General features: G+C 70.2%; 26 protein-coding genes. 18 read left to right on the top strand and 8 right to left on the bottom strand.

Going from position 1 to position 24,523, the window contains the following annotated elements:
- Nucleotides 1-18: 18 nt before the first annotated feature.
- Together ACFLIM_RS38670 and ACFLIM_RS38665 are read right to left on the bottom strand one after the other, a co-directional pair.
- Entirely contained in the window at nucleotides 19-3,465 is a 3,447-nt protein-coding gene (locus ACFLIM_RS38670; RefSeq protein WP_393173593.1) for a tetratricopeptide repeat protein, read from the bottom strand.
- A 116-nt stretch (nucleotides 3,466-3,581) separates the two neighbouring features.
- Entirely contained in the window at nucleotides 3,582-4,274 is a 693-nt protein-coding gene (locus ACFLIM_RS38665; protein ID WP_393173591.1) for a response regulator transcription factor, read from the bottom strand.
- 176 nt (nucleotides 4,275-4,450) lie between these two features.
- Between ACFLIM_RS38665 and ACFLIM_RS38660 the strand changes: the two genes are divergently transcribed.
- The 11 genes from ACFLIM_RS38660 (at nucleotide 4,451) to ACFLIM_RS38610 (ending at nucleotide 10,402) form a co-directional block, all read left to right on the top strand.
- Entirely contained in the window at nucleotides 4,451-4,702 is a 252-nt protein-coding gene (locus ACFLIM_RS38660) for a MoaD/ThiS family protein (RefSeq protein ID WP_393173589.1), read from the top strand.
- A 73-nt stretch (nucleotides 4,703-4,775) separates the two neighbouring features.
- Nucleotides 4,776-5,441, top strand: coding sequence for an LmeA family phospholipid-binding protein (locus ACFLIM_RS38655; RefSeq protein WP_393173587.1), 666 nt, complete (start codon nucleotides 4,776-4,778; stop codon nucleotides 5,439-5,441).
- A complete protein-coding gene (locus ACFLIM_RS38650; protein WP_449291495.1) occupies nucleotides 5,434-5,991 on the top strand; it encodes a sigma-70 family RNA polymerase sigma factor in 558 nt (185 codons plus the stop codon). Before ACFLIM_RS38655 ends, ACFLIM_RS38650 begins: the two co-directional genes overlap by 8 nt.
- Complete coding sequence (locus tag ACFLIM_RS38645) at nucleotides 5,988-6,803, top strand: anti-sigma factor family protein (RefSeq protein ID WP_393173585.1); 816 nt, start codon at nucleotides 5,988-5,990, stop codon at nucleotides 6,801-6,803. Before ACFLIM_RS38650 ends, ACFLIM_RS38645 begins: the two co-directional genes overlap by 4 nt.
- Nucleotides 6,804-6,878: 75 nt before the next feature.
- On the top strand, nucleotides 6,879-7,244 hold the full coding sequence (locus ACFLIM_RS38640; RefSeq protein WP_393173625.1) for a thioredoxin family protein: 366 nt from the start codon (nucleotides 6,879-6,881) through the stop codon (nucleotides 7,242-7,244).
- 72 nt (nucleotides 7,245-7,316) lie between these two features.
- Nucleotides 7,317-7,406, top strand: coding sequence for a putative leader peptide (locus ACFLIM_RS38635; RefSeq protein ID WP_393173623.1), 90 nt, complete (start codon nucleotides 7,317-7,319; stop codon nucleotides 7,404-7,406).
- Between the two features lie 57 nt (nucleotides 7,407-7,463).
- The gene (locus ACFLIM_RS38630; protein WP_393173583.1) at nucleotides 7,464-7,877 is read left to right on the top strand and encodes a DUF4395 domain-containing protein; all 414 of its coding nucleotides are present in this window, start codon (nucleotides 7,464-7,466) and stop codon (nucleotides 7,875-7,877) included.
- Nucleotides 7,874-8,713, top strand: coding sequence for a sulfurtransferase (locus tag ACFLIM_RS38625; protein WP_393173580.1), 840 nt, complete (start codon nucleotides 7,874-7,876; stop codon nucleotides 8,711-8,713). Before ACFLIM_RS38630 ends, ACFLIM_RS38625 begins: the two co-directional genes overlap by 4 nt.
- Nucleotides 8,713-9,012, top strand: coding sequence for a DUF1416 domain-containing protein (locus ACFLIM_RS38620; RefSeq protein ID WP_393173578.1), 300 nt, complete (start codon nucleotides 8,713-8,715; stop codon nucleotides 9,010-9,012). The genes ACFLIM_RS38625 and ACFLIM_RS38620 overlap by 1 nt, the downstream gene beginning before the upstream one ends.
- A gap of 86 nt (nucleotides 9,013-9,098) precedes the next feature.
- The gene (locus ACFLIM_RS38615) at nucleotides 9,099-9,656 is read left to right on the top strand and encodes an RNA polymerase sigma factor (RefSeq protein ID WP_393173576.1); all 558 of its coding nucleotides are present in this window, start codon (nucleotides 9,099-9,101) and stop codon (nucleotides 9,654-9,656) included.
- Nucleotides 9,656-10,402, top strand: coding sequence for a methylated-DNA--[protein]-cysteine S-methyltransferase (locus ACFLIM_RS38610; RefSeq protein ID WP_393173574.1), 747 nt, complete (start codon nucleotides 9,656-9,658; stop codon nucleotides 10,400-10,402). The genes ACFLIM_RS38615 and ACFLIM_RS38610 overlap by 1 nt, the downstream gene beginning before the upstream one ends.
- Here ACFLIM_RS38610 and ACFLIM_RS38605 read toward each other — a convergent pair.
- Nucleotides 10,384-10,932, bottom strand: a complete 549-nt coding sequence (locus ACFLIM_RS38605) for a helix-turn-helix domain-containing protein (RefSeq protein ID WP_393173572.1) — start codon at nucleotides 10,930-10,932, stop codon at nucleotides 10,384-10,386. The two genes, ACFLIM_RS38610 and ACFLIM_RS38605, sit on opposite strands and share 19 nt — an antisense overlap.
- A gap of 172 nt (nucleotides 10,933-11,104) precedes the next feature.
- Between ACFLIM_RS38605 and ACFLIM_RS38600 the strand changes: the two genes are divergently transcribed.
- Complete coding sequence (locus ACFLIM_RS38600; protein WP_393173570.1) at nucleotides 11,105-12,424, top strand: hypothetical protein; 1,320 nt, start codon at nucleotides 11,105-11,107, stop codon at nucleotides 12,422-12,424.
- Here ACFLIM_RS38600 and ACFLIM_RS38595 read toward each other — a convergent pair.
- The 3 genes from ACFLIM_RS38595 to ACFLIM_RS38585 form a co-directional block, all read right to left on the bottom strand.
- Nucleotides 12,414-13,196 carry a hypothetical protein gene (locus ACFLIM_RS38595; protein ID WP_393173568.1) on the bottom strand — a complete coding sequence of 261 codons (783 nt, stop codon included), beginning with the start codon at nucleotides 13,194-13,196 and terminating at the stop codon, nucleotides 12,414-12,416. The two genes, ACFLIM_RS38600 and ACFLIM_RS38595, sit on opposite strands and share 11 nt — an antisense overlap.
- 358 nt (nucleotides 13,197-13,554) lie before the next feature.
- Entirely contained in the window at nucleotides 13,555-14,208 is a 654-nt protein-coding gene (locus ACFLIM_RS38590) for a hypothetical protein (protein WP_393173566.1), read from the bottom strand.
- Nucleotides 14,208-14,867, bottom strand: coding sequence for a hypothetical protein (locus tag ACFLIM_RS38585; protein ID WP_393173564.1), 660 nt, complete (start codon nucleotides 14,865-14,867; stop codon nucleotides 14,208-14,210). The genes ACFLIM_RS38590 and ACFLIM_RS38585 overlap by 1 nt, the downstream gene beginning before the upstream one ends.
- Nucleotides 14,868-15,036: 169 nt before the next feature.
- Between ACFLIM_RS38585 and ACFLIM_RS38580 the strand changes: the two genes are divergently transcribed.
- From ACFLIM_RS38580 to ACFLIM_RS38565, 4 genes are all read left to right on the top strand, one after another.
- On the top strand, nucleotides 15,037-16,983 hold the full coding sequence (locus ACFLIM_RS38580) for a hypothetical protein (protein ID WP_393173562.1): 1,947 nt from the start codon (nucleotides 15,037-15,039) through the stop codon (nucleotides 16,981-16,983).
- Nucleotides 16,984-17,054: 71 nt separating this feature from the next.
- The gene (locus tag ACFLIM_RS38575) at nucleotides 17,055-20,030 is read left to right on the top strand and encodes an ATP-binding protein (RefSeq protein WP_393173560.1); all 2,976 of its coding nucleotides are present in this window, start codon (nucleotides 17,055-17,057) and stop codon (nucleotides 20,028-20,030) included.
- 100 nt (nucleotides 20,031-20,130) lie between these two features.
- The gene (locus ACFLIM_RS38570; protein WP_393173558.1) at nucleotides 20,131-21,360 is read left to right on the top strand and encodes a Mur ligase family protein; all 1,230 of its coding nucleotides are present in this window, start codon (nucleotides 20,131-20,133) and stop codon (nucleotides 21,358-21,360) included.
- Complete coding sequence (locus ACFLIM_RS38565) at nucleotides 21,350-22,063, top strand: type 1 glutamine amidotransferase (RefSeq protein ID WP_393173556.1); 714 nt, start codon at nucleotides 21,350-21,352, stop codon at nucleotides 22,061-22,063. Before ACFLIM_RS38570 ends, ACFLIM_RS38565 begins: the two co-directional genes overlap by 11 nt.
- A 157-nt stretch (nucleotides 22,064-22,220) precedes the next feature.
- On the opposite strand, the gene ACFLIM_RS38560 is transcribed toward ACFLIM_RS38565, so the two are convergent.
- Nucleotides 22,221-22,583 carry a DsrE family protein gene (locus ACFLIM_RS38560; RefSeq protein WP_393173554.1) on the bottom strand — a complete coding sequence of 121 codons (363 nt, stop codon included), beginning with the start codon at nucleotides 22,581-22,583 and terminating at the stop codon, nucleotides 22,221-22,223.
- Nucleotides 22,584-22,728: 145 nt separating this feature from the next.
- Here ACFLIM_RS38560 and ACFLIM_RS38555 point away from each other — a divergent pair, with 145 nt between their 5' ends.
- Together ACFLIM_RS38555 and ACFLIM_RS38550 are read left to right on the top strand one after the other, a co-directional pair.
- Nucleotides 22,729-23,217, top strand: a complete 489-nt coding sequence (locus ACFLIM_RS38555; protein ID WP_393173551.1) for an FABP family protein — start codon at nucleotides 22,729-22,731, stop codon at nucleotides 23,215-23,217.
- Between the two features lie 6 nt (nucleotides 23,218-23,223).
- Nucleotides 23,224-23,520 (top strand): DUF2470 domain-containing protein, encoded by a 297-nt coding sequence (locus ACFLIM_RS38550; RefSeq protein ID WP_393173549.1) that lies wholly within the window; start codon nucleotides 23,224-23,226, stop codon nucleotides 23,518-23,520.
- Nucleotides 23,521-23,524: 4 nt separating this feature from the next.
- Here the strand turns inward: ACFLIM_RS38550 and ACFLIM_RS38545 are convergent, their stop codons facing one another.
- On the bottom strand, nucleotides 23,525-24,427 hold the full coding sequence (locus ACFLIM_RS38545; RefSeq protein ID WP_393173547.1) for a TetR/AcrR family transcriptional regulator C-terminal domain-containing protein: 903 nt from the start codon (nucleotides 24,425-24,427) through the stop codon (nucleotides 23,525-23,527).
- Nucleotides 24,428-24,523 lie beyond the last annotated feature (96 nt).

Genomic DNA, 24,523 nt, shown 5'->3' with positions numbered 1-24,523 from the left:
CGACTTTTGGCGGCATTTTCAGCCGAGCGCGCGAAGTTCTTCGGCAGCCCGTTGCGCCTCGAACGCATCCCCCACTTCTTCGAGCGTGCGCACAGCATCACCCAAATACCCGGCGGCCGCTCGCAGATCCCCCAGCCGCGCCGAGATCAACCCGAGCGCCCGCAACGCGCACCCGAGATCCCGCCTGGTCCCGCACTCCAGATGCACCTCCCTGGCCTGCCGCGCGTAGACCTGCGCCTCGTCGGCGAGGTCCAGGTCGAGCAGCACCATGGCCAGCGTCGTGAGCGCCGCCGCCCACCGGTCCCTGGTGCCGGTCTCGTTCTGCAGCTCGACGGTCTCCCTGGCCGGCTCCAGCGCGGCGGCGGGCCGGCCCGCCGTGTGCAGCGCCTGCGCGATCGACAGCAGCGCGCTGGCCCGGTAGTCCCGCAGGTCCTCCCTGATCGCCAGCGACGCCTTGGCGGCATCCAGCGCCGGCTCGTGCTGCCCCAGCGACAGGTACGTGTACGCCAGCGTCTCCTGGACGTCCGCCTCCGCCCGCCGGTTCCCCATCCCCTGCACGATGTCCAGGGCTTCGAGCGCGTACACGAAGGCCACCTGCGGCAACCCCTGCCGCCGCCGCACCCGGGCGAGCCGGTTGAGCATGCGGGCCTCCACCGGCTCGTCGAGGATCACCCGGCCGATCGCCAGCGCCTGGTTCAGGTAGTCGTCGGCCCGCAGGTAGTCCGACAGCCGCCAGTGCACCAGCCCGATGTCCCCGAGCGTCTCCGCCTTGCCCTGCTCGTGGTGCAGCTCGACCTGCACGGCGAGGGCCTGCTCGTAGTACGCCAGCGCCTCGTCGTACCGTGAGCCGTTGCGCGCGATCCGGCCGAGCGCGCACAGCGCCCGCCCGCAGCCGTGCTGGTCACCGGTCGCCGTGTACCCGGCCAGGGCCCGTTCGGCGTCCCGGCGCGCGTCGTGGTGCAGCCGCAGCAGGTCGTAGATCTCGGCCAGGCAGAGCAGCGTCTCGGCCTCGGCGTGCTCGTCGCCCAGCTCGTGGCAGATCGACAGCGCCTCCAGGCCCTCGGACAGCGCCGCGTTCGGCTCGCCCAGGTTCCGCTGCACCCTGGCCAGGATGATCAGGCTCTGCGCGGTGCCCCTGCGGTCGCCGAGCTCCTCGCGTACGTCCAGGGCCTGCCCCGCGTGCTGCAACGCCAGCTCGTACCGCTCCTGAGACAGGTGCAGCCGCGAGAGCGTGTGCAGGCAGCTCGCCACCCCGGCCAGGTCGCCGATCGCCTTGTAGAGGTCGAGCGCCTCGCCGGCGCAGTTCAGCGCGTCCTCGCTGTTGCCCGCGATGCCGTGCACCTCGGCCAGGTCGTTGAGCGCCCGCGCCCGCCCCACGCTGTCGCCGAGGGAGTCGAAGTCGGCCAGCGCCTCGCCGATGAACCTGGCCGCCAGGGTCGAAGGCCCGATGTCCCGGTGGATCGAGCCCAGGTGGCTGCGCATGAGCGCGATCGCCCGCCGGTTGCCCACCTGCATCGCCGAGGTCAGCCCGGCCTGCTGGATCTCCAGGTTGTTCTCGTAGTAACGCAGCCTCCTGAACGGCTCGAACACGGCCTCCGCCAGCCGCCACGCCATCCCGTGCGCGCCGCTCTCCTCCGCCAGCCGTACCGCCGAGACCAGCGAACGCCGCTCCGCCTCGAACCACTCGCGCGCCGTGCCCGGATCGGTCGCGACCGTCAGGTAGTGGTCGAGCAGCCGCGCCCTGGCCTCCCGCACGCCCGCCTCGGCATGCCGGCCCAGCTCCCTGGCCAGCCGCTTGACCAGGTCGTGCACCCGGTAACGCGGCCCGGGCAGCGGCTCCACCAGGTACGCCCGGTGCAGCCCCTCCACCGCGACCACGGCCTCGCTCACCGACACGCCCAGGGCGGCGGCCAGCACCTGCGGCGTGAAGTCCCGCCCCGGCAGCAGCCCGACGTGCCGGAACGCCCGCCGCTGCCCCGGACTCAACGACTCGTACGCGAGGTCGAGCGCCGACCGGAACGCCTCCTCGGGATCGCCCACCAGCAGCCGTTCGGGCCTGCGCAGCTCCCGCACCCGCGCCTGCACGCTCAGCCCGGGGTTCTCGGCCAGCTTGGCCGCCGAGATCCGCAACGCGAACGGATGGTACGAGCACACCCGCGCGAGCTCGGCCAGCGCGTCCCGGTCGGCGGCCCGCGGCGAGCCCTCCCCGAGCACCGCCACCAGCAGCGCCACCGCGTTGCCCGGGTCGAGCACCGGCAGGTCCATGAGATCGGCGTGCCCGGTGGCCCGCAGCGGCGCCATCCGGGTCCGGCTGGTCACCAGCACCACGCAGTCCTTGCTGCCCGGCAGCAGCGCCCGCACCTGCGGGGGGTCGGCGGCGTTGTCGAGGATGAGCAGCAGCCTGCGCCCGGCGATCCTGCTGCGGTAGAGCAACATCAGCTCGGCCTCGTCGGCGGCGGGCATGTGCTCGCCGACCCCGAGCGAGCGCAGGATCTGCCCAAGCGCCTCCGCGGGGTTCATCGCCGGCTGGCTCGGCGACTGACCCCGCAGGTCGATCACGATCTGCCCGTCGGGGAACCGGTCGGCGTGCAGATGCCCCCAGTGCGTCACCAGCGCGGTCTTGCCCACTCCCGGCAGCCCCTGCACGACCATCGTGTTCGTCCGCCGCGGCCGTTCCAGCCAGGCGGTGAGCAGGTCCAGGCTCTGCTGCCGCCCCCTGAAGTCGGACACGGCGGCGGGGAGCTGACGCGGCTTCGGCACCTCGCCGACCGGCAGCGGCTCGGCCATGGAGCCCGGCCGGGTCAGGAACGGCGTCACCCGGCCCGCCCACGGCACCGACAGGTGCTCCCAGCTGCCCGCGGCGTGGCGCAGCGCGGGCGGGTCCGCGATCCGTAACCGCCGGTACCCGGGCCGTACCAGCCAGCCGCGCTGGACCCACTGCGTGAGCTGCCGCTGCACCACGTCGGGTGAGCTGCCCACCAGGTCGGCCAGCGTCTCCATGGACAGCGGCGGCGCGGACTCCGCGGCCAGCCCGTAACGCTCGTCCAGGTGCAGCAGCCACACGGCCAGCCGGGCGGCGACGGGGGCGCGGGCGAGGGCTTCGTGCCTGCGGGCGGCCACGTTCCTGGCGAACAGCTCCTGCACCAGCGCGGTCGCCACGGCCTGGCTGGCGGCGGCGTGCTCGCGCAGCCGCCGCATGTCGATCGGCCAGGCCCGTACCTCGGTCAGCGCGTCGACCTTGACCCGCTCGCCCGCGTTCCAGAAGGCCAGCTCGCCGATGAGATCGCCGTCGCCGCGCAGGTCGTGAATGGCCTCGCGCTCGCCGGGTGGCGTGTATTCGCGGGCGTAGCCGTAGTCGATCACGTAAACGCGGTTGGCCGCGCGCAACGGCGAGCAAATCGTCTCGTTACGCCGGAAAACCCGGGGCCTGGCGCCCTCGTCCACCAGCGACCTGAACACTTCCACCCCGATACCACCAATCCCGGGACGGCGGTGTCCTCGACGTGACAGGCAACGAACGGCCCCAACGACGGCCTGTCACATCAGTGGACTCCAGGGGAAGGCTCCCCGTCAATCGGAGCTCAGACGTTGGCGGGCTCGGCGCGGTCGGGGACGAAGCGGTAGCCGACGTTGCGGACCGTTCCGATCAGGGACTCGTATTCGGTGCCCAGCTTCGCGCGCAGCCGCCGCACATGCACGTCGACCGTCCTGGTGCCGCCGAAGTAGTCGTAGCCCCAGACCTCCTGCAGCAGCTGGGCCCGGGTGAACACCCGGCCGGGGTGCTGCGCGAGGTATTTGAGCAGCTCGAACTCCTTGAAGGTCAGGTCGAGCACCCGGCCGCGCAGCCGCGCGGTGTAGGTGGCCTCGTCGATCGACAGGTCGCCGCTGCGGATCTCGTCGGGCACGTCCTCCTCGGCGGCCTGCGAGATGCGCCCCGTGGCCATGCGCAGGCGCGCCTCGACCTCGGCCGGTCCGGCGCTGTCGAGCAGCACGTCGTCGACGCCCCACTCGGCGGTCATCGCCGCGAGCCCGCCCTCGGTCACGATGACCAGGAGCGGGCAGTCGATACCGGTCGTGCGGATCAACCGGCACAGGCTCTTGGCCTGCACGAGCTCCTTGCGCGCGTCTACGAGGACGGCGTCGGCGGGAGGGGTGTCGATGAGTGCGGACGCCTCCGCGGGGTTGACCCGGACCGAGTGGAGCAGCAACCCCAGCGCCGGAAGCACCTCGGCGGATGGCTCGAGGGCGTTGGTCAGCAGGAGCAGGTTGCTCATTACGGCCTCCTCAAACACGCAAGGACCCGGGGGCTACGTCGCCCAGGTCCTGTAGGTGAGGATAGCCCACGAGGAAGGCGAGTCCATTGCGGGTCCACCAGGTGAACAGCGCGTCTCCTGAAACAAGCTTGTTAAGGACGCCGCACAATAGAGAGCAAACCCTCTGTGAGGTAGGCATGGCCACAGGAAAAATACGCTATTGGGCCGCGGCGAAGGAAGCGGCGGGGGTGGCGGAGGAATCGTTCGACGCGGTAACTCTTGGGGAACTCATGACCAAAATCACACAAAATCGTGCAGATCTGGCACGGGTGGTGGGGCGTTGCTCGTTCCTCGTGGACGGTTCTCCGGTGGGCAGGCGGCCTCATGACGAGGTGGTTCTCGGCGACGGCGCGACCGTGGAGGTGCTGCCGCCGTTCGCCGGTGGGTGATGGGTGGCTTTACGAGGGAATGAGAGATGCCAGTCGGTAGGCTCTTGACCCCCGCCCCGAGACAGGGAGCCCCATGCGGAAGCTGATCATTTTCCTGATCGTGCTGATCATTCTCCTTGTCGCCCTCGACCGGGTCGCCGTGGCCGGGGTGCAGCGCGATCTCGCGAACAGGATCGCGGCGGCCTCCGACCTCAGCGGCACGCCAACCGTGACAATTGAGGGCATCCCATTTCTCACTCAGGCCTTCTCCGGGCGCTATCCGGAGGTACGGTTCAATCTCGGCACGTTCACCTACGGGGGCGTGCCGGTCAAGAACCTGCGGGGCGCCGCCTACGACGTGACGGCCCCGCTGGCCGATGTCCTGCAGAACAGGGCCAACGTCCGGGCCGAGCGCGTGACCGTCAGCGGCACGCTGACCAGGGCGACGATCGACAAGTACGCGCCGCGCGGCATCAAGATCAGTGGCAACGGGCAGCGGCTGGTGGCGTCGGGTGAGGTGATGGTGGGGGTGAGCAAGGTGAAGTTCAGCGCGGAGATGCGGGTCGAAGTGGCCGACGGGGGCATCAAGCTCCAGGCCGAGAAGATCAAGGGCGTGCCCGACCAGGTCGCGCAGTTCGTCTCCTACACGATCCCGTTCAAGGGGGAGTTGCCCTTCGACGTGAAGGTGACCGGGGTGAAGAGTGTGGCCGAAGGATTGGAGTTCTCGGCCGAAGCGTCTGACGTGCCGCTTCGTGGATGACTTTGAACCGCTGCGGCCCGTCGTACGTGAAGAGGGTGTGAACGCAGCAGGCACCGCCGACGAGGAACTCGTGAGGACCCTCTTCGACGAGCATGCCGGGCCGCTGTACGGCTACGTTCTGCGACTGACCGGTGACTCGGGGCGGGCGGAGGACGTCGTACAGGAGACGCTGCTGCGGGCCTGGCGGCATCCCGACGCGCTGTCGGACCGGCCCATCCGTGCCTGGCTGTTCACAGTGGCCCGCAACCTCGTCGTCGACCAGCACCGCGCCAGGAAGGCGCGGCCGCCGGAGACCGGCGACGAGGCGCTGGCGGTGCTGCCGGCCGACGACGAGCTGGAGCGCGCGGTCGAGTCGTGGGCGGTGGCCGAGGCGCTGGCCGCGCTCCGGCCGGAGCACCGCGACGTGCTGTTGGAGGTCTACTACCGAGGGCGATCGGTGAAGGAGGCGTCGGCGACGCTGGGCATTCCGCCGGGCACGGTCAAGTCGCGCACCTACTACGCGCTGCGGGCGCTCAAGCTCGCCCTCGAAGAACGGGGGCTGGCACCATGATGACCTGCGAGGAGGTTCGGCTGTCCCTGGGCGCGCACGCCCTGGGCGCACTCGACCCCGAAGAGGCACTGGAGATCGACAACCATCTGGCGACCTGCGAGACCTGCGGGCCGGAGCTGGTCGAGCTCGAAGGCGTGGCCTCGTTCCTGGGCAAGGTGTCGGAACGCGACGTCGAGCTCGTGGCGAGCCCCCCGCGCCAGGTGCTCGACCGGCTGCTGAACGACCGCGCCAAGCGAAACAGGCGGGGGCGCCTGCTGCTGGCCGCCGCCGCGTCCGTCGCGGTGCTGGCCGTGGGCGGCACGGTGTGGACGGTCGTCCAGAGCGGCCAGGCGCAGCAGACCTCGGCCGCGGCCCCCGCGTCCGCCCGGTCGCAGGAGGCCGCGCCCAACGCGGCCCAGGACAGTAAGAAGACCACCGCGGAGCTGTACGGCGAGACCGGGCAGCCCCCGAAGACCCCCCTGCCGTCGCCGCGCCAGACGGCACGAACCCAGCAGGCCGACGTGGGCCGCGACTTCCCCGGCGAGAACAGGGCCGCCGGATACTACGCCACCGTGTCGGCGTGGCCCGGTGACGACGGCACCGAGCTGGGCGTACGCGTCAGCGGTGTGCCGGTCGGCACCACCTGCAGCCTCGTGGTCGTCGCCGCGGACGGGCGGCGGGACCCGACGGAGAGCTGGGTCATCACCCGCGAGGGCTACCAGGACAAGGCCGTGTTCAAGCGCACGACGTCGCTGCTCATGAGCGACATCGCCAGGTTTGAGATCGTCGACCAGGTGGGGAAGGTGCTCGTCAAGGTGCCGGTGCGGAAGTAAACACGACCGCGCGTGGTTGCACCAGACGTGACCGGACTGTGGGTGGCGCTGGCGACGCTGGCGCTCGGTGCGCTGATCGGGGTGGTACGCCTGCGCCGCGACGGAAGGGTACGTGACGAGGACGGCGACCGGCTGTCCGAAGCCGACCTCGGCGAGGGGTTGGGGGAGCGGGCGACGCTGGTGCAGTTCTCGACCGCGTTCTGCCAGCCATGCCGGGCGACCAGGCGGATCCTCGCCGACGTGAGCACGCTCGTGCCGGGGGTGAGCCACGTCGAGATCGACGCCGAGTCCCGGCTGGACCTCGTGCGGCGGCTCGACATCATGCGGACGCCGACGGTCCTCGTGCTGGATTCCGCAGGAAACATCGTGAAGAAGGCCTCCGGCCAGCCACGCAAGGACGACGTCTTAGCCGCTCTCGCCGCCGCCGTACCGGGTCCGTGACAGAGTGCTGTCTCACGAGTCGTCTCACCAACCGGACGAGATGTGACAGAGGACGAGACGCCGAGTAGTGTCATGGTCGTGAACCCATCGACAGAGCTGCTCACGAAGCGGCGCGCGGTTGATTTCTGCCGCGTGGCCACCGCGCTCTGTCGCGCTGCCTGAGGACGATCCCGCGGAGATTGACTCCGCTCCAATCGACCCCTTCAGGAGCATCCCACGATGCGTGCCGACCCTAGAGCGCTGCGTTTCGGCGCCGCCATCACCACCCTGGTCCTGACCCTCGTCCTGGTGACGGGCAGTTCTTGGCTGCTCGCCGCCCAGGCGGTGGTCTTCACGCTCGGAGTCGCCTGGCGCTCTCCGTACACGATGCTCTTCAAGGCGTTCGTCAAGAGCGCCCCGAAGGAGACCGAGGACGCCCGCCCGCCGCGCTTCGCGCAGGGGGTGGGGCTGGTCTTCGCGGTCGCGGGACTGGCCGGATATGTCTTCGGGATCGTGCCGCTGGCCCTCGTGGCCACGGCCGCGGCTCTCCTCGCCGCCTTCCTCAACGCAGCCTTCGGATTCTGCCTTGGCTGCGAGATGTACCTGCTCATTCGCCGTCTACTGCCCGCCGCCAACATGGAGGTTTCCAAATGAGCCGCTCCGCCGCCCTGGTGGACGCCGACTGGGTCGAGGCCAACCTCGACACCGCTGGAGTCGTACTCGTCGAGGTCGACGAGGACGTCAGCGCCTACGACAAGGGCCACATCCGTGGCGCCGTGAAGGTCGACTGGAAGCAGGACCTGCAGGACCCGGTCCGCCGCGACTTCGTGGACAAGACCGGATTCGAGGCCCTGCTTTCGGACCGCGGCATTTCCAACGACGACACCGTCGTGCTGTACGGCGGCAACAACAACTGGTTCGCCGCCTACGCCTACTGGTACTTCAAGCTCTACGGCCACCAGAACGTCAAGCTGCTCGACGGCGGGCGCAAGAAGTGGGAGCTCGACTCGCGCGAACTGGTGCGTGACGTGCCCGAGCGGCCCAAGACGCAATACTCCGCCCAGGAGCAGGACTCCGCGATCCGTGCGTTCCGCGACGACGTGGTCGCCGCGGTCGGCAAGCTCAACCTGGTCGACGTGCGCTCGCCCGACGAGTTCACCGGCAAGCTGCTCGCTCCCGCGCACCTCCCGCAGGAGCAGGCGCAGCGCGCCGGCCACGTGCCCACCGCCCGCAACATCCCGTGGTCCAAGGCCGCCAACGACGACGGCACGTTCAAGTCCGACGACGACCTGCGCACGCTCTACGGCGAGGCCGGGGTCGACTTCGGCAAGGACACCATCGCCTACTGCCGCATCGGCGAGCGTTCGGCGCACACGTGGTTCGTGCTGCACGAGCTGCTCGAGCAGGCCAACGTGAAGAACTACGACGGTTCGTGGACCGAATACGGCTCGCTCGTGGGCGTGCCGATCGAGCTGGGGGAGGCCCGCTGATGACTGCACAGGGTTGCGGAGCGCCGGAGCAGACGATCACGCTGCCGGCCGGGATCGACCTGTCCACCCAGGCCGTGATCCAGGGCGTCGTGACGGGCGCGGGCACGGCATACGCGCGGCTGCTCGACCAGTCCGGCGAGTTCACCGGCGAGGTCGTGGTGTCCGACGACGGCGTCTTCCGCTTCTTCGCCGCTCCCGGTGACTGGACCGTCCGTATCATCGCGGGCGGCGGCGTCACCAGGGACATCCAGGTGGAGGCCAGGCTGGGCGAGGTCTCCTCGCTCGCGGTCGCCGTCTGACCTCGTTTCCTCAGAGGCCCGCGTCCCTTCGTGGGACGCGGGCCTTTTGCTGCAACGGAATCGGGCGCGGCGGTGTTGTAGCTGGTGTGAGGGAAATCGACTGTCTCGACCCGGTGCGGAAGGCGCTGCTCGACGACCTCGACGAGGGGTTCGCCGAGCTCTACGGCGCCTACCGTGCTCTGGTCTTCTCGACCGCGCTGCGGCTGAGCGGGCGCTGGGCCGACGCCGAGGATCTCACCGCCGAGGCGTTCCTGCGGGCGTACCGGGCGCTGGCCGGATACGACCGTGACCGCATCGCCGCGCTCCAGCCGCGGGCCTGGCTGATGACGATCCTGATGAACATCTGGCGCAACTGCGCCCGCGCCAAATCCCGCAAGCCGCCGCCGGAGCTGCAGGATCAGCCGGTGGACGGCGCCGATCCCGGCGCGGACGTCGAGGCGGCGGCGGTGCGCCGCGAGACCGGCGACGAACTGGCCGAGCTGCTCGGCCTGCTGCCCGCCGAGCAGCGGGCCGCGGTGGTGCTCAGGCACGTCGTGGACCTGCCGGTCAGCGAGATCGCCGCCGTGCTGAAGATCCCGCAGGGCACGGTCAAGTCGCACGTGTCGCGGGGGCTGAAGCGGCTGCGCGCAATGGGAGGTGCCTGATGACCCAGGACCCACTGCTCACCGGACTCGCGGCGCTGGCCGCCGACGCGCCCGACGGGCTGCTCGACCGGATCGCGGCCCGCTGGGTGCGCGTGCCGGGGCCGATCGGGGAGTTGCGGGTCGCGTTCACCGACCAGGGCGTCGCCTACGTGCACACCGGGGACGGGTTCGCCGCGGCGTTCAGGAAGCGGTTCGGCCGCCCGCTGCTGCCCGCCGCGCGGCCGCCCGCCGGGCTGCTGCCCGCGCTGCGCACGGGCAGGTCCTCGGGGGTGCGGCTGGATCTGCGCGGGCTGAGCGAGTTCCAGCGCGACGTGCTGAACGCGGCCCGTACGATCCCGCGCGGCGAGGTACGCCCCTACGCGTGGATCGCGGCCCGGATCGGCAGACCCAAGGCCGTGCGCGCGGTGGGCACGGCACTCGCCCGCAACCCGGTGCCGCTGCTGATCCCGTGCCACCGGGTCACCAGGTCGGACGGCGTCGTGGGCGACTACGTGTTCGGCTCGGCGGCCAAGGAACGGTTGCTGCTGGCCGAGGGCGCCGACCTGGGGCGGGTGCGGGAGCTGGCGGGGGAGCGGGTGTTCTACCTGGCCAGCGACACCACGGGCGTCGTGTGCTTCCCGACGTGCCACAACGCCAGGCGGATAACGCCCGGGCACCGGCACGGGTTCCGTAGCATCGCCCAGGCCAGGGCCGCGGGCTACCGCCCGTGCCGTACGTGCCGGCCCGCTCAGGGTTTGGTCGGGTAACGCATGAGGAGCGTGGCGCGTACGGCGTCGGGGCCGTGCGCGCGGTAGCCGTGCGGCACGTCGGACCGCCACGAGATGTGGGCGCCGGGGCCGGCCGTAACGGGCTCGTCGATGGGGCCCGCGCTGAGCGTGCCCGTGAAGACCGTGATGTGCTCGCTCACGCCCTCGTGATGCGCGGGGGAGGTCTGGGTGAGGCCGGGCGGGATGTGCAGGCGGTAGAGCTCGTAGGTGACGCAGGCGTCCTCGAACACCTCGAGCAGCTCTGCCTCGATCGCCGTGCCGCGCATGATCGGCGGCTCGGGCGGCGCGTCGAGTATCGCCCCGATCGGCACCCCGAGTTGCGCGGTGATCGCCCAGAGCGTCTCCAGCGTCGGGTTGCGGGTGCCGGTCTCGACGCCTGACAGGGTGGCCTTGCCGATGCCCGCGCGCTTGGCCAGCTCGGACAGGGAGACGCCGCGCGCCTGCCGCAGCCGCCGCAGCCGGTCTCCCACCACGCGGGGATCGGCGTCGGTTGCGGGCCGCGGCTTCATACAGTCATGTTGCCGCACGTATCGCCCGTCGTGACCGCCATCCGTGGCCGGAGCATTCTTCTGTCACGGCTCACTGCCAATGTCGCCGGGCGTCCATGATCGGTCGGCGGAGAGTAGCGCTTTTCGGGTGTTGCGGCTGCGGCGCAAGGGGCATACCGATACGATTCCACAGATGTCCGGATCGACAGGCGTGATGGCACCCCCGCGACCTGGGCCTACGCCGGCTCAGCGGATGCCGTCGCCGTACTCGCTGCCCCTGCACGCACTACGCCTGGCGGGGAAATGCGCCCTGCCGTTGATCCTCTGGTTCTCGGCGGGTGAGCTGCTCCGTTGGGCGATCCTCTACGCGGCCACGGAGCTCTCGCACGGCTCCTGGTGGCAGGCTCGCCTGGTCGTGACCCTGGTGCTGGTGACGCTGGTGATCCTGCTCTCCATGACGGTCGTCACCGGCATGTTCCTGTCGCTGCGCCGCGCTCTCTGGGAGACGCGGGCCCGCAAGCAGGACGGGCAGGCGGACGAGAGTTTCCGGGTGTCGCTCAACCGGGTGGCGCCGGCCTTCGCGGTCATCTACCTGGCCTGGGAGCTGTACTACAGAGACGCCGGCGACTTCTACCAGATGGACATGTTCCACAATCTGGACGACGAGCTCTACACGCCCATCCTGAACAACATCGCCAACGGCACCGACGACAAGACCACGTACGGGATGGGGCTGGTCGGGCTGGACTGGAAGGTCTCGCTCGCGGCCATGGCGGTGACCTTCGGTCTCCGGATGCTCTTCGGCCGGCTGGTCGAGAAGGGCTCGGGGAAGTTCTCGGGGGTCGCGGCCGCCTTCGCCGAGTTCTCCTTCATGTTCTGCGGGTTGAACGCCATCTTCACCTTCACGCAACTGCGCTTGGACTGGGCCTCGCACCGGAGCGTCGTGGCGAGCACGACGGACGCATGGGAGCACGCGAAGGAGACCGTGCCGGGGTGGGAGGCCTTCTGGGGGTGGGTCGCAGACATCTGGCCGCACGTCGTCGACGCGCTGGCGGTGCCGCTCACCTGGCTGGCGATCGCCGTGCTGGTCTTCGGCTCCTCCATGGACGACACCCGCCGGGCGTTGCGCGGCACCAGGCTGGAGCAGGGCGTGGACCGGCTGGAGGAGAGCCACGACGTCACCCAGCGAGCCGTGGACCGGATGATCGGCGGCTTCATGGAGCGCTGGGTGCCGGTGGTCAACGCCTTCAGGATCACGATCAAGGGGGGCATGGCGCTGTTCGGCTTCACGTGCCTGCTGTACGTGGGCCTGCACGTGGGCGCCGACTACCTGGACAGGGGCGTGCGCACGTTGATCGGCTCGGACGTGCCGTACATGTGGCTCGTGGTCAGCAGGCCCGTCGGGTTCGTCAAGGACCTGCTGCTGACCTGCCTGACCTACTGCGTGCTGGCCGCCGCGTTCGACATCGCGGCGACCAGGGCGCGGCTGCGCGGCGAGGACATCACCGCCTGAACACCAGGACGTCCTTGTGCTTGGCCTTCTCTATCTCCGCCGGGTCCGTCGGGACCTCGAAGAGTTTCTCGGTCGGCGTGTCTGAGCGGTAGGTGGTGTCCGGCCTCAGGTGCAGCTCGACCTCGCCGGCCACCGCCTTGGGCACGACGGCTCCCGCGATGTAGGTGTAGGGCTTGCCGACCTGCCCATCATCGATCGCTACGTTGTCCTCCGTCACCTCCACCTTCCAGGCGCGTTCCTGCTTGTCCCGCAGCTCCAACTCGGGCTTGGCGGTGAGCTTCGTGCCGGTGTCGTCGGTGGCCTTCCTGGTAATGGTGATCTTCAGCCACTGCTTGTCGGGAGTGGTGCCCGCAGGGACGGGCTCCATGGGCGCGATCGACGACTTCCACGCCAAGTGCTCGAACACCTGCTCCTGTCCGGCCGGAACCACGTGCAGGATGTCGTCCGGCTGGCCGCTCTTGTAGAAGAGGTACTGGTCGGCAGTCGGCGCGCCCACCGCCAAGACGAACGCGGCCACCGCGCCCACACCGAGCAGGAGGGTGCGAGGGCGGCGCGGCGGCGGAGCCTGCTCGGCCGGAGCCGGGTTCTCGGGGGGCGGCGGCGGTGCGAAGGCCGGAGAGGGAGGCCGTGGTCCCGGGTTCGGCGAAGTGGCGCCCGTGCCAGGGACGGCAGGCAGAGGCTGCGTCGCGCCGTTGGCCGGCTCGCCGTAGGGGGCGGGCGGCCAGACCTGCTGGTCCGGATAGGTTCCGGGGGGACGGCGGGACGGCATCATGGGGCCGGGCTGAGGCGGCTGCCGGTGTTGCCTGCGTCGCGGCCTGGGAGTCGGCAGCTGCCCCTCTGGTCGTGGTTGCCCGTACTGCGGCGGCTGGCCGTGTTGCGATGGTTGGCCTGATTGCGGTGGCTGTCCGTACTGCGAGGGCTGGCCTTGTTGGCCTGGCTGGCCGTACTGCGGCGATTGCCTGGCTTGCGGTGGCTGCCGGTACTGCGGCGTTTGGCCTTGTTGCCTGAGCGGCTCGTGCGGCGGCTGGCCGGGCGGCATGGGCTCGACGGGCTGTGCCGGCTCATCCGACTGTGCCGGCTGGCCGGGAGGCGGGGCGAACCAGTCGCGGTTCGAGTCGTTGCTCATGGCCTTACTTCTTCTTCTCGTCCAGGTCGATGAGCTCCGCGGGAGCGGAGCTGAGCTGCTTGGCGGTGGCGTCGTCGATGCCGAGGTCGATCTGTGCCTCCGGCGGGAGCGGCTCGCTGTAGAGACCGCCTACCGGCAACTGGAACACGGCCTGCGCGCCCGGCAGCGCCGAGGCGGGCACCTCGAACACGAACTTGCCCGTGGTCCACCAGCCCGGCTGGATCCACGGGTAGGCGAGCGTCCGCTCCTTGTTGACCTTGTCGGTGGCGGCGAACACCTTGCCGTCGGCGGTGATGAGCTTGGGCTGGCCCAGGTGCACGGGTTCCTTCGGAGCCGTCGCCGCGGCCTCGACCACCAGGAACAGCCGATCCGTCGGGACGGTCTCGTCCAGCGCCTTGATCGTCTTGGCCGACGAGACCTTCTGCACCCGCACCGAGAAGCGGCCCGCGTCGACGTTCTGGCCCTTCGCGCCCGTGTAGGTGAGCGGCTTGCCCATGTCGTCGCCCGACAACTGCAGCGTCTGGATGGCCACCGCCCCCGCGGCCAGCGCCAGGCCCACGACGGCGTGGAGCACCACGGCACCCTGCCCGCGGCGTGGCGCCTGCCTGCGTGAGCGAGTGCGGCGAGGCGCGGCGGTATGTTGCTGGGTCGCGGTCATCAGGCCTCCTGCGGCTTGACGGGCAGGGTGACCGTGGCGACGACCTTGTCCGTCTCCTCTTCGTCGAGGACTGCGGGCTCGGTCTCCAGGAACCAGCTGGCCTCGTCGGTCAGGCCGTTCACCAGCCGCTCGAACGCGCCGAGGTTGTAGCTCACCTGCTTGGGCGGCGGCGTCGCGCCCTCCAGCTCGTACCGCGCGATCACCGTTTCCTGGATCCCCGGGTGGAGCTGGGAGGATCTGACGCCTTTGGACTGGACGAAGAGATCGGCTCCGAACTTCGACTTGATCTCCGGGGTCATCTTCAGCAACGTGCTGCCGAAGCTGAAGCCGCTGTTCTTCTCCGTGGGCACGCCCCCCACGTAGACGGTTTCGTCGGTCTTGTTCGTCACCTTGAAGACCACGTCGAGGAAGCGCTTGTCCTTGTCGAACTGGCTCTCCGCCGGCTGTAAAGTGATCTTCGATTCGACGAACTGGGTGTCGAACTGCCCCTGATCGAGTGTCTGTCCAGGCTTGAGCTGTGGCGGTGCCGGATCTGGCCGCTCATTGAGACCGCCGAGGAGAGCGGTGATGCCGACGGCTGTGACCGCCACCAGGGCCACTGCGGGCACCACTACCGGACGCCTGGGCTTGTCAGTGCTGCCGCCGGAGGGTTCCGTCATGGGTAAGGATGGTAATAGGTCTCGGTTGTCCCATCTGCCGCAATGCTCCCATCGGGCAGGTTGAATTGCCGGGAAACCCTGCCGCTGCGGGGGTTGAAGCTCATACGCTGTCACGGAGCGGAAAGGGCTGGCCCCTACCACTAATGACATATCGCGGCCGGAGGGTCACGTGACGGACGTGCATCCCGAGCATGCGCAGCTCCAGGCGGACCGCATCTACCTGGGCTGGCAGTACATCCTGCTGCATCCCGACCCGGGCCCGCCGCCCAAGCGCCCCTCGCCCGCCCAGGAGCCGTCGCCCGAGGCCGAGCCCGACCCCGCCGAGCAGGAGCTGATCCGCCGCGAGCGGCTCCAGGAGGACATGCTCAACCGGCCGGTCCGGATCTTCCGGATATTCATGCTGGTGCTGAGCGTGCTGATCCTGGCCGCCGCAATCGCGGGCTACCTCGCGTGGTCCTTCGCGCTCCTCGGGCTCGTCGCCGCCGGGGGCGTGGCGGGCATCTGCGGCTACGCGCTGTTGCAGGGGGACCGGGCGGTGAAGTACCGGGTGCTGGAGCAGCAGGCCAGGGACGAACGCCAGCGCCAGGAACGTGACAAGGAGCTCTTCCGCGCGCAGGAGGAGCACGCCCAGCGCTACCGCGAGTGGCAGGACTCCAAGGAGCGGCACGACAGGCAGCTCACCTGGTACGCGGTCGCCGTACCGGACGAGCTCGACCGCATCGACGTGGCGGGCGGCACGTTGCCCGGGTGGTCGGCGCTGATCACGTTGCTGGGCGCGACGCGCCTCTACAGCGGCGGCCACCTGACCGTGCTCGACCTGTCCGAGGGCGCGATCGCCAAGGACCTGATCGAGCTGGCCCGCAAGGGCGGCGACGACCCGCTGGTCTGGGTGCTGCCGGTGGACCTGCCCAGGCTCGACCTGGGCGCCACGCTCAAGCCCGAGGCGTTCGCGGACGTGCTGGCGCACGTGGTGAGCGTGAGCGAGGAGCACCGCACCACGCGCGACCTCAGCTTCGACAACGCGATCCTGGAGCGGGTGCTGGAGGTGCTCGGGGAGAACGCCACGATCAGCCAGGTCACCGCCGCGCTGCGGGCGCTGGCGCAGGTGGGCGACCCGCGTGACGACCTGCGGTTCGGGCTGATCACGGCGACCCAGCTGGAGCGCATCGGCACGCTGTTCGGGCGCGGGGTGAGCGACCGGGTGGTGATCGAGCGGGCCTGGGCGCTGGAGTCCCAGTTGCGCAAGCTGGAGACGCTCGGCACGGAGGCCGTACGGCTGCCGCCCGCCAGGCTCAGGGTGGTGAGCATGGACCGGCAGGCGGGCGTGTTCGGCAACCGGGTGCTCGGCACGTACGTGGCCACCGCCCTGACCCACATCCTGCGCCAGTCCGCCGCCTCCGACCGGCCTTGGTATCACACGATCATCGTGGCGGGCGCGGACAAGCTCCGTGGCGACGTGCTCGACCGGCTGATGGACGCGTGCGAGACCTCGCGTACCGGACTTGTTCTGACTTATCGGTCTTTGACCCCTACGGTGCGGGAGCGGCTGGGCCGGGGGCACGCGGCGGTGGCGTTCATGAGGCTGGGCAACGCCGAGGACGCTCGGGTCGCCAGCGAGCACGTCGGCACCGAGCACCGGCTGGAGCTGGCCCAGCTCACCGAGACGATCAGCGACTCGCTCCCGGGGCTCGACGGCGGCTACATCTCCACGATCTCCCAGGTCGAGGACGGCAGGGAGGAGCGGGGTGAGAGCCTCGCCGACCTGGCCGAGGACATCACCGAGTCCACCGAGTGGGGCAGGACCGCCGACAAGATCTCGGAGAAGGAGCGGGTGCTGCAGCGTTCGCGCGAGTTCCTGGTCGAGCCGCACCAGCTCCAGCAACTGCCCACGACGTCGGTGATCGTCACGGACGCGACGGCCGAAGGCAGGCGGGTACGCCTCGCCGACGCGAACCCGGCCATCCTGACGTTCCCCAAGACCACGCTCGGCGAGCTGGAGGAGTTGCGCGAGGCCGTGCTCGCCCTCGATCCCCAGGAACAGGACGGCGACGGAGAGCCGCCACCGAACCTCGGGCCACCACCGCCACGCCTGGACTGGCGCAAGGGCAGGCAATGACATGGTCAATGTCAAGGTGAAGGGCTGACGGTTGGCGGAATTTAACAAAGAACCGTCTGTGGGGGAATGAAATGCAAGCGAGTGTCTCGCTGAGTGGGCCCTGGTATCGAATCCAGTCGATCGCGGCGCCCTCGCGAAGCTCGTCGGCGGAGTGGGATTTCGTCACCGTGCTGCCCGCGGTGTTGTCGGCGGCCCAGCGCGACCGGCCGTTCGTCATCGGGTGGCTGTCGCGAGGTTCCGGAGCGCCGCTCGAGCTCATCACCAACGCGGGGCCGCTGTCGCCGCCGCGCCAGCCGCGCAGGTCGACCGACGCGCCCGACCGTCCGAGCGGGCCGCAGCCGCTGCTGTTCCCCGGAGGGGCGCGCGGGGTGCAGCTCGACGAGGAGTATCTCGCCGACCTGGCCGACCTGGTGTGGACGCCCTGCCCGGGCCGCCAGGCGCCGCCGCTGGGGAGCAGGGGGCGCGAGCTCGGCGGGCTGGACCCGGACGAGCTGAAGCGGCCGACGCTGTTCGAGGCGACGCTGGTCACGCTCATGTCCCGGCCGTTCGCCTGGCTGGTGGTGGCCGAGCCGACCGACCTGCTCGACGCCGAGGTGGCGCACCTGCGTACCCAGCTCAACGTGCTCAGGCAGTACGGCGACGCCTCCGAGCGCTCGCGCTTCGACGCCGAGCGGGCCGAGCGCCGCATGCAGGAGCTCGACGCGTTCCGCGAAGCGGGGCTCTGGAACGTACGCGTGCTGGCCGGCGGCGCCACGGCCGACGAACTTCGGCAGATCGCGCCCGTACTGGTGGGGTCCGTCGAGATGAGCCACCACCCGTACCGGCTGCGCAGCTCGCACGGCGCCGTCTACGCGCTGTCGGAGGCGCTGGCGATCACCATGCAGGACCCGGCCGACGGCGCCGCGGCTCCGTTCGCCGCCACCGCCGGGGCCCTGGCCGCGCTGGCCGGGCTGCCCAGGCGGGAGGTGCCGGGGGTACGCGTGCTCGACTCGGGCTTCTTCGACGTGACCTCCGAGACCGACGGGGGCGAGCTGGAGCTGGGCGAGATCCTTGACGGGCAGGACCGGGGCGTCGGCTCGTTCCGGGTGCCGCTGGCCACGCTGAACAGGCACGCGTTCGTCACGGGGGCGACCGGTTCCGGCAAGTCCCAGACGGTCAGGCACCTGCTGGAGCAGCTCAGCGGGGCCCGCATCCCGTGGCTGGCCATCGAGCCCGCCAAATCCGAGTACGCCGCCATGGCCGGCCGCATCGAGGACCCCGTCACGGTCATCAACCCGTCGGCCCCGGACGGCGTGCCGTTCAGCATCAACCCGCTCGAACCCGAGCCCGGCTACCCCGTCCAGGCGCACATCGACATGGTGCGAGCCCTGTTCATGGCGGCGTTCGACGCGGAGGAGCCGTTCCCGCAGATCATGTCGCTGGCCCTGCAGCGCGTCTACGAGGCCACCGGCTGGGACGTCGTCACGGGCGGCGCCGTCCCCGGCGCCAACGTCCCGCCCAGCGTCCCCACCCTCGAACAACTCCAGCACCACGCCATGGACGTGATCAAGGAGATCGGGTACGGCCGCGAGGTCCAGGCCGACGTCGAGGGCTTCATCTCGCTCCGGCTGCGATCGTTGCGCGTCGGCTCGGCCGGGCGCTTCTTCGAGGGCGGCCACCCCGCCGACATCGGCGGCCTGCTGGAACGCGACGTCGTGCTGGCGATCGAGGACGTGGCCAACGACGAGGACAAGGCGTTCCTGATGGGCACGCTGATCATCAGGATCGTCGAGCACCTGCGCATGCGGGCCAGGAAGGAGAAGTCCACCGAGCTGCGCCACGTCATCGTGATCGAGGAGGCGCACCGGCTGCTGCGCGACCGCGGCCACGGCCGGGCCTCCACCCACGCCGTGGAGCTGCTGGCGGGCCTGCTCGCGGAGATCAGGGCGTACGGCGAGGGCATCGTGGTGGCCGAGCAGATCCCGACCAAGCTCGTCTCGGACGTCGTCAAGAACACCGCGCTGAAGGTCGTGCACCGGCTCCCGGCCGAGGACGACAGGAAACTCGTCGGCGCCGCCATGAACCTCAGCGACGAGCAGTCCCGCCACGTGGTGTCGTTGCAGCCCGGCTCGGCCGCGGTCTTCGCCGACGGGATGGACCGGCCGCTGCGGGTCCGCATACCGCTGGGGGAGTCACGGGAGAAAGTGCTGCCGGGGCCGCCCCCGCCCATCCGGGGCCGCCGATCGGCGGCCTGCGGGAAGCAGTGCCGCACGGGTCAGGCGTGCACGCTCGTGGAGCTGCGCGAGGCCGACGTGCTGGCCGACTCGCCGGACTGGGCGTGGTTGCGCATCTGGTGCGACACGCTCGTGCTCGCCTTCGTCAGCAACCGGCCGCTGCCCGGGGTGCCGCGCGCCCTGTCGGCCGCCTGGTCCGACCTCCCGGCGCGGCGCAGGGAGTGCCTGCTGGCTACCCTGATCGAGCGCTCGGTCCAGCGGCGCGCCTGGTCGTTGCGGAGCTGGTTCGACCCTTCCCTGCTCACGGAGAAGGCGGCGGAGCGGGCCACCCGCCTGCTCGTCGGGCTCGACAGCGGCGGGGAACGGCCTGGGGCGTCGTGGGTCATCCCGCAGGTGCGCTGGCTGCACGAGGTCGACAGACTCTTCCCGTACGGCCAGCCGGCCCCGAACCTGCGCAGCCCGGCCCCTCCCATGGAGTACGCCCTCTTCCGCCAGCCCAACGGCAATGGCTCGGCCGACCTGGTCCACACGGAGTTGCTCGGCCACCGTGCCAAGGCGCTGCGGCACCATCCGCTGTCGATGGAGGTCGATCACAACCGGGCGCTGGCGTGGCGGGTGATCCTGGGCGATGACGAGAACGATGCGGTGCAGCGGGACATCACCACGGTGGCGATCGGCATCGAGTCGTCCGCCCGGGTCAGGCACGTGGGGCAGACGATGGGGGCCGGATGGTTGGAGGGGGTGTTGTCGTGGCCGCGCCGGTTCGTGTTGCCGTTCGACCACGGGGGCGCCCCGGAACTCGCTTTCGTCGAGTCCCCGGCCCCGGCCTCCTGACGCCGGCCGTGACCTCAGCCCGCACCAGCCACCAACCGGGAGCGCGTTTTCGGGTGTGCTCTTCCGGTTTACGAGCCAACGCCGACTAGGATCCTTGCTCATGACCCAGCTTCCTCTGCGGGCTCAGCTCGCCAGCGCCCTGGGCCGCAGTGCTGCGACGCTGTCCAGGATGACCGGGCGCGGTGACGGCTCGGTGATCGGCGGGCGGGTCGGCCTGCTGCTCGAGCCGGACCTCCTGCGCAAGCTGGCCCACGATCGCAAGCTGGCCCTGGTCAGCGCCACCAACGGCAAGACCACCACGACCAGGCTGATCACGTCGGCGCTGCTCGAGATGGGTGAGGTGGCCACCAACGCGTTCGGCGCCAACATGCCTGCCGGTCACGTCTCCGCGCTCTCCCAGCACAAGGCCGCCCCCTACGGCGTGCTGGAGGTGGACGAGAAATACCTGCCAGAGGTGCTCGACACGACCGGCGCGGGCGTCGTATGCCTGATGAACCTCAGCCGCGACCAGATGGACCGAGCGGCCGAGATCTGGCTGCTCGCGCAGAAGTGGCGCAGGGCGCTGTCCGGCAAGCCCACCCACGTCATCGCCAACTGCGACGACCCGCTCGTGACGTGGGGCGCCTCCACGGCGGCCAAGGTCACCTGGGTGGCCGGGGGGCAGCGGTGGAAGGAAGACTCCTGGTGCTGCCCCGAGTGCGGCGGGCCGCTCGACCGCAAGGACGCCGACTGGGCCTGCCGGGAGTGCACGTTCCACCGGCCGGAGCCGCAGTGGGCGCTCGACGACGACGTGGCGATCGACCCGCGCGGGCAGCGGTGGCTGCTCGACATCCAGCTCCCCGGCCAGGCCAACCGGTCCAACGCGGTGATGGCGCTGGCGGTGGCTGAGGCGTTCGGGGTGCCGGTGGAGCGGGCGCTGCCCCGGCTGCGCGAGGTCACCTCGGTGGCCGGCCGCTACACCACCGTCGAGCGTGACGGGCGGCACGCGCGGCTGCTGCTGGCGAAGAACCCGGCGGGCTGGCTGGAGGCGTTCGACGTCGCCGATGCGCAGCTGCCGATCATCCTCTCGGTCAACGCGCAGGGTCCCGACGGCCGCGACACCTCGTGGTTGTGGGACGTCGACTACCGCATCCTGCGCGGCCGTCCCGTCTTCGTCACCGGCGAACGCCGCCTCGACCTCGCGCTCCGGCTCGACGTGGCGGAGGTGCCGTTCACGTTGTGCGCTACGTTCACGGAGGCCCTGGCCATGCAGCCGCCGGGCCGGGTGGACGTGATCGCCAACTACACCGCCTTCCAGCAGATCCGATCGGAGTTCGGTCGTGCCCTCTGACAGCGCCCTTCGCATCGTCTGGATCTACCCCGACCTGCTGAGCACGTACGGCGACCAGGGCAACGTGCTCGTCCTGGAGCAGCGCGCGCAACGCAGGGGCATCGAGACGGAGACCATCCACGTACGCTCGGCGGACCCGGTTCCGGAGACCGGCGACATCTACCTCATCGGCGGGGGCGAGGACCGGCCCCAGATCCTGGCCACCGAACGCCTCCGCAGAGACGGCGGCCTCCACAGCGCCATCGCCCGCGGGGCCGCCCTGCTGGCCGTGTGCGCCGGATACCAGATCATGGGCAGTACGTTCGGCGGCGAGGAAGGCCAGCCGGTGGACGGGATCGGCCTGCTGGACATCGCCAGCTCGCGGGGGCCCGCGCGGGCGGTGGGCGAGCTGGTGGCCGAGGTGGACGCCGCCCTCAACCTGCCCACGCTGACCGGCTTCGAAAACCACATGGGCGTCACCCACCTGGGGCCCGGCGTCAAGCCCTTGTCGAAGACGCTGGTGGGCGTGGGCAATGGCGATGGCTTCGAGGGCTGCTATACGGGGCACGTGGTGGGGACGTACCTGCATGGGCCTGCGCTGGCCCGAAACCCGGCGCTGGCGGACCTGCTGCTGTCTTGGCGGGTGGGCGAGCTGGCCCCGCTGGACGACTCCCGCTACGAAGCCCTCCGCCAGGAACGCCTGACAACCGTCTTGCCCAGCTGACTCTCCCGACGCCTCCGCCGACACGGCGCCCGCTTGTGCGGCGGGGCGGCATGCTGCGACGTCCACTGGCACGCTGCGCTTCCCCCGTCTGCGTGCCGTGCGTCGCGTGCCGTCCGAAGCGGCGGGCGGTACGCGACCGCCACCCCGGCGGGCTGGGTCAGTAGACCAGCGCCTGGGCGCCTTCGCTCGTGATCTCCTCGACGAACGCGGGGGCGCCGGCGATGCGGACCCCGTCGATGAGATCGTCCACGGTGATGTTCCTGCGGGCCGCGCACTGCGTGCAGAGTGTCACCCGCCCCGCCGCCAGCACGGCGTCGAGCAGGTCGGGCAACGGCGCGGCGTGCGGCAGGGTGAACTCCTTGGCCCTGCCCGGCAGCGCGAACCACGACGACTCGCCGGTCAGCCACAAAGAAACGGGTACGCCGCTCGCGAGCGCCGCAGCCGCGACCGTGAACGCCTGGTTGCAGCGCTCCGGAGCGTCCGCCCCGGCGGTCACCTTGATCACCAATGATCGTGCCATGCCCGTCACCGTCCGCTGGATGTTGATGTTTCTCAGCGATTCGCCCCTTGATGGGCGAAGGTCCCCTTCTGATCCAGGCCGAGAATACCCGGTACGGGGTAGACGCTCCACGGCTACGGTCCCGTCGCCACTACCCTTGAGCATCATGGAAGAACCTGAGGTGCACCCCGATCTGGAGCCGATCGCGTTCCTGCTCGGCCGGTGGGAAGGTGCCGGCGTGGGCGGCTACCCGACGATCGAGAGCTTCAACTTCGGGCAGGAGATCGAGTTCGGGCACAACGGGAAGCCGTTCCTGACCTACGTGAGCCGCACCTGGCTGCTCGACCAGGACGGAAACCGGGTCAGGCCGCTGGCCACCGAGTCGGGATACTGGCGGCCGCGGCCCGGCAGGCAGGTCGAGGTGGTGCTGGCGCACCCGACCGGGATCGTCGAGATCTACATCGGCGAGGTGGTATTCAACAAGATCGAGCTCCGTACGGACGTGGTCGCCCGCACCGCGTCGGCCAAGGAGTACACGGCGGGACACCGGCTCTACGGGCTGGTCAAGGGCAACCTCATGTGGGCCTACGAGATGGCGGCCGTCGGGCATCCGCTCACGGACCATATGTCGGCGGAGCTGAAGAAGGTAGCTTGAGCCGGTATGAGCACGCCTTTCACCGCTGACGCCATCGAGGCGATCAAGCGCCATATGAACGACGACCATGCCGAGGACGCGCTGATCATCGTACGGGCGTTCGGCGGGCGGCCCGAGGCCACGTCAGCCGTGACGAGCGATGTCGACGCCGAGGCGATCGAGTTCACGGTGGACGGCGGGGAGCGGGTGCGGGTGCCCTGGGGCGAGCCGATCAACGAGCGGGCTCAGGTGCGCAAGGCCGTGGTGAGGCTCTATCGCGAGGCGTGCGGCAAGCTCGGCGTCCCCGCCCGCGGCGAGCACTGAAGGATCACTCGATCATCGTGGTGAGCCCGTCCAGCAGCGGGCTCAGCCCGAACTCGAAGAGCCGGTCGAGATCGAGGTCGAAATCGCCTAGCTCGTCGATGAGCTTCCCGAACGCGGAGTATTCGCGGGACCCGGCGATCGCCTGCATGCGCTCCTCCTGCTCGCCCATCCACTCGTCGGCGGTGAGCCCGGTGACGGCCTGGGCCCGCCGTTCCAGCTCGATGTTGGCGGCGATGCCCTGCACGTAGCTGTAGACCAGGATGTGGACGTGCATCTTGGCGGTGGCGTCGAGTCTCGTGTCCTCGAGTGCCGCCATGACGAATTCCGTGTGCTTCAGGAGGCTGGCGGAGGGCAGCGGCCTGTTCAGTGAAGTGACCCTGGTCATCCACGGGTGCGCGCGGTAGGCGGCCCACTGCAGGCGCGCCGTCGTCTCCAGCCTGGCCCGCCAGCCGTCCGGGGGCGTCTCGGGCAGCGGGAACTCGTCGATCACGGCGTCGACCATCAGCAGGACCAGGTCGTCCTTGCCGCCCACGTGGCGGTAGAGGGACATGGTGGCCATGCCGAGCCGGTCGGCGACGCCGCGCATGGTCAGCTCGGAGAGTCCCTCGGCGTCGGCGATCTCGATGGCCGCCCGCACGATGCGCTCGCGGGTCCGATCATGTCCGGATATATCCGGTCGCCGCGTCCCCCTCTCGCCGCGCCGCTCGGCCACGACCGTCCCCACGCGGGGCTCGGCGACCACGACCCCCTCCTGGGCAAGCAGCGTGAGCGCCTTGGCGGCGGTGGCCAGGGCGACGCCCCAGTCCCTGGCGAGCTGCCTGGTGGACGGCACCCGCTCCCCTGGACGCAACCTGCCGTCGGCGATGCGCTGCTTGATGTCGCCGACTATGCGCGCGTAGGGCGGCATCCATCCTCCTGTACTAGTACAGATCTTCCCACTATACCCTTGCTACCTGCTGTCCGTACTACGTACATTCAGCTATGCGTACAGCGTCAACACACA

Source organism: Nonomuraea marmarensis (assembly GCF_043197025.1).
Lineage (GTDB): Bacteria > Actinomycetota > Actinomycetes > Streptosporangiales > Streptosporangiaceae > Nonomuraea > Nonomuraea marmarensis.
The sequence above is the reverse complement of the archived record's forward strand: the minus strand, read 5'-3'. Positions and strand labels throughout refer to the sequence as shown.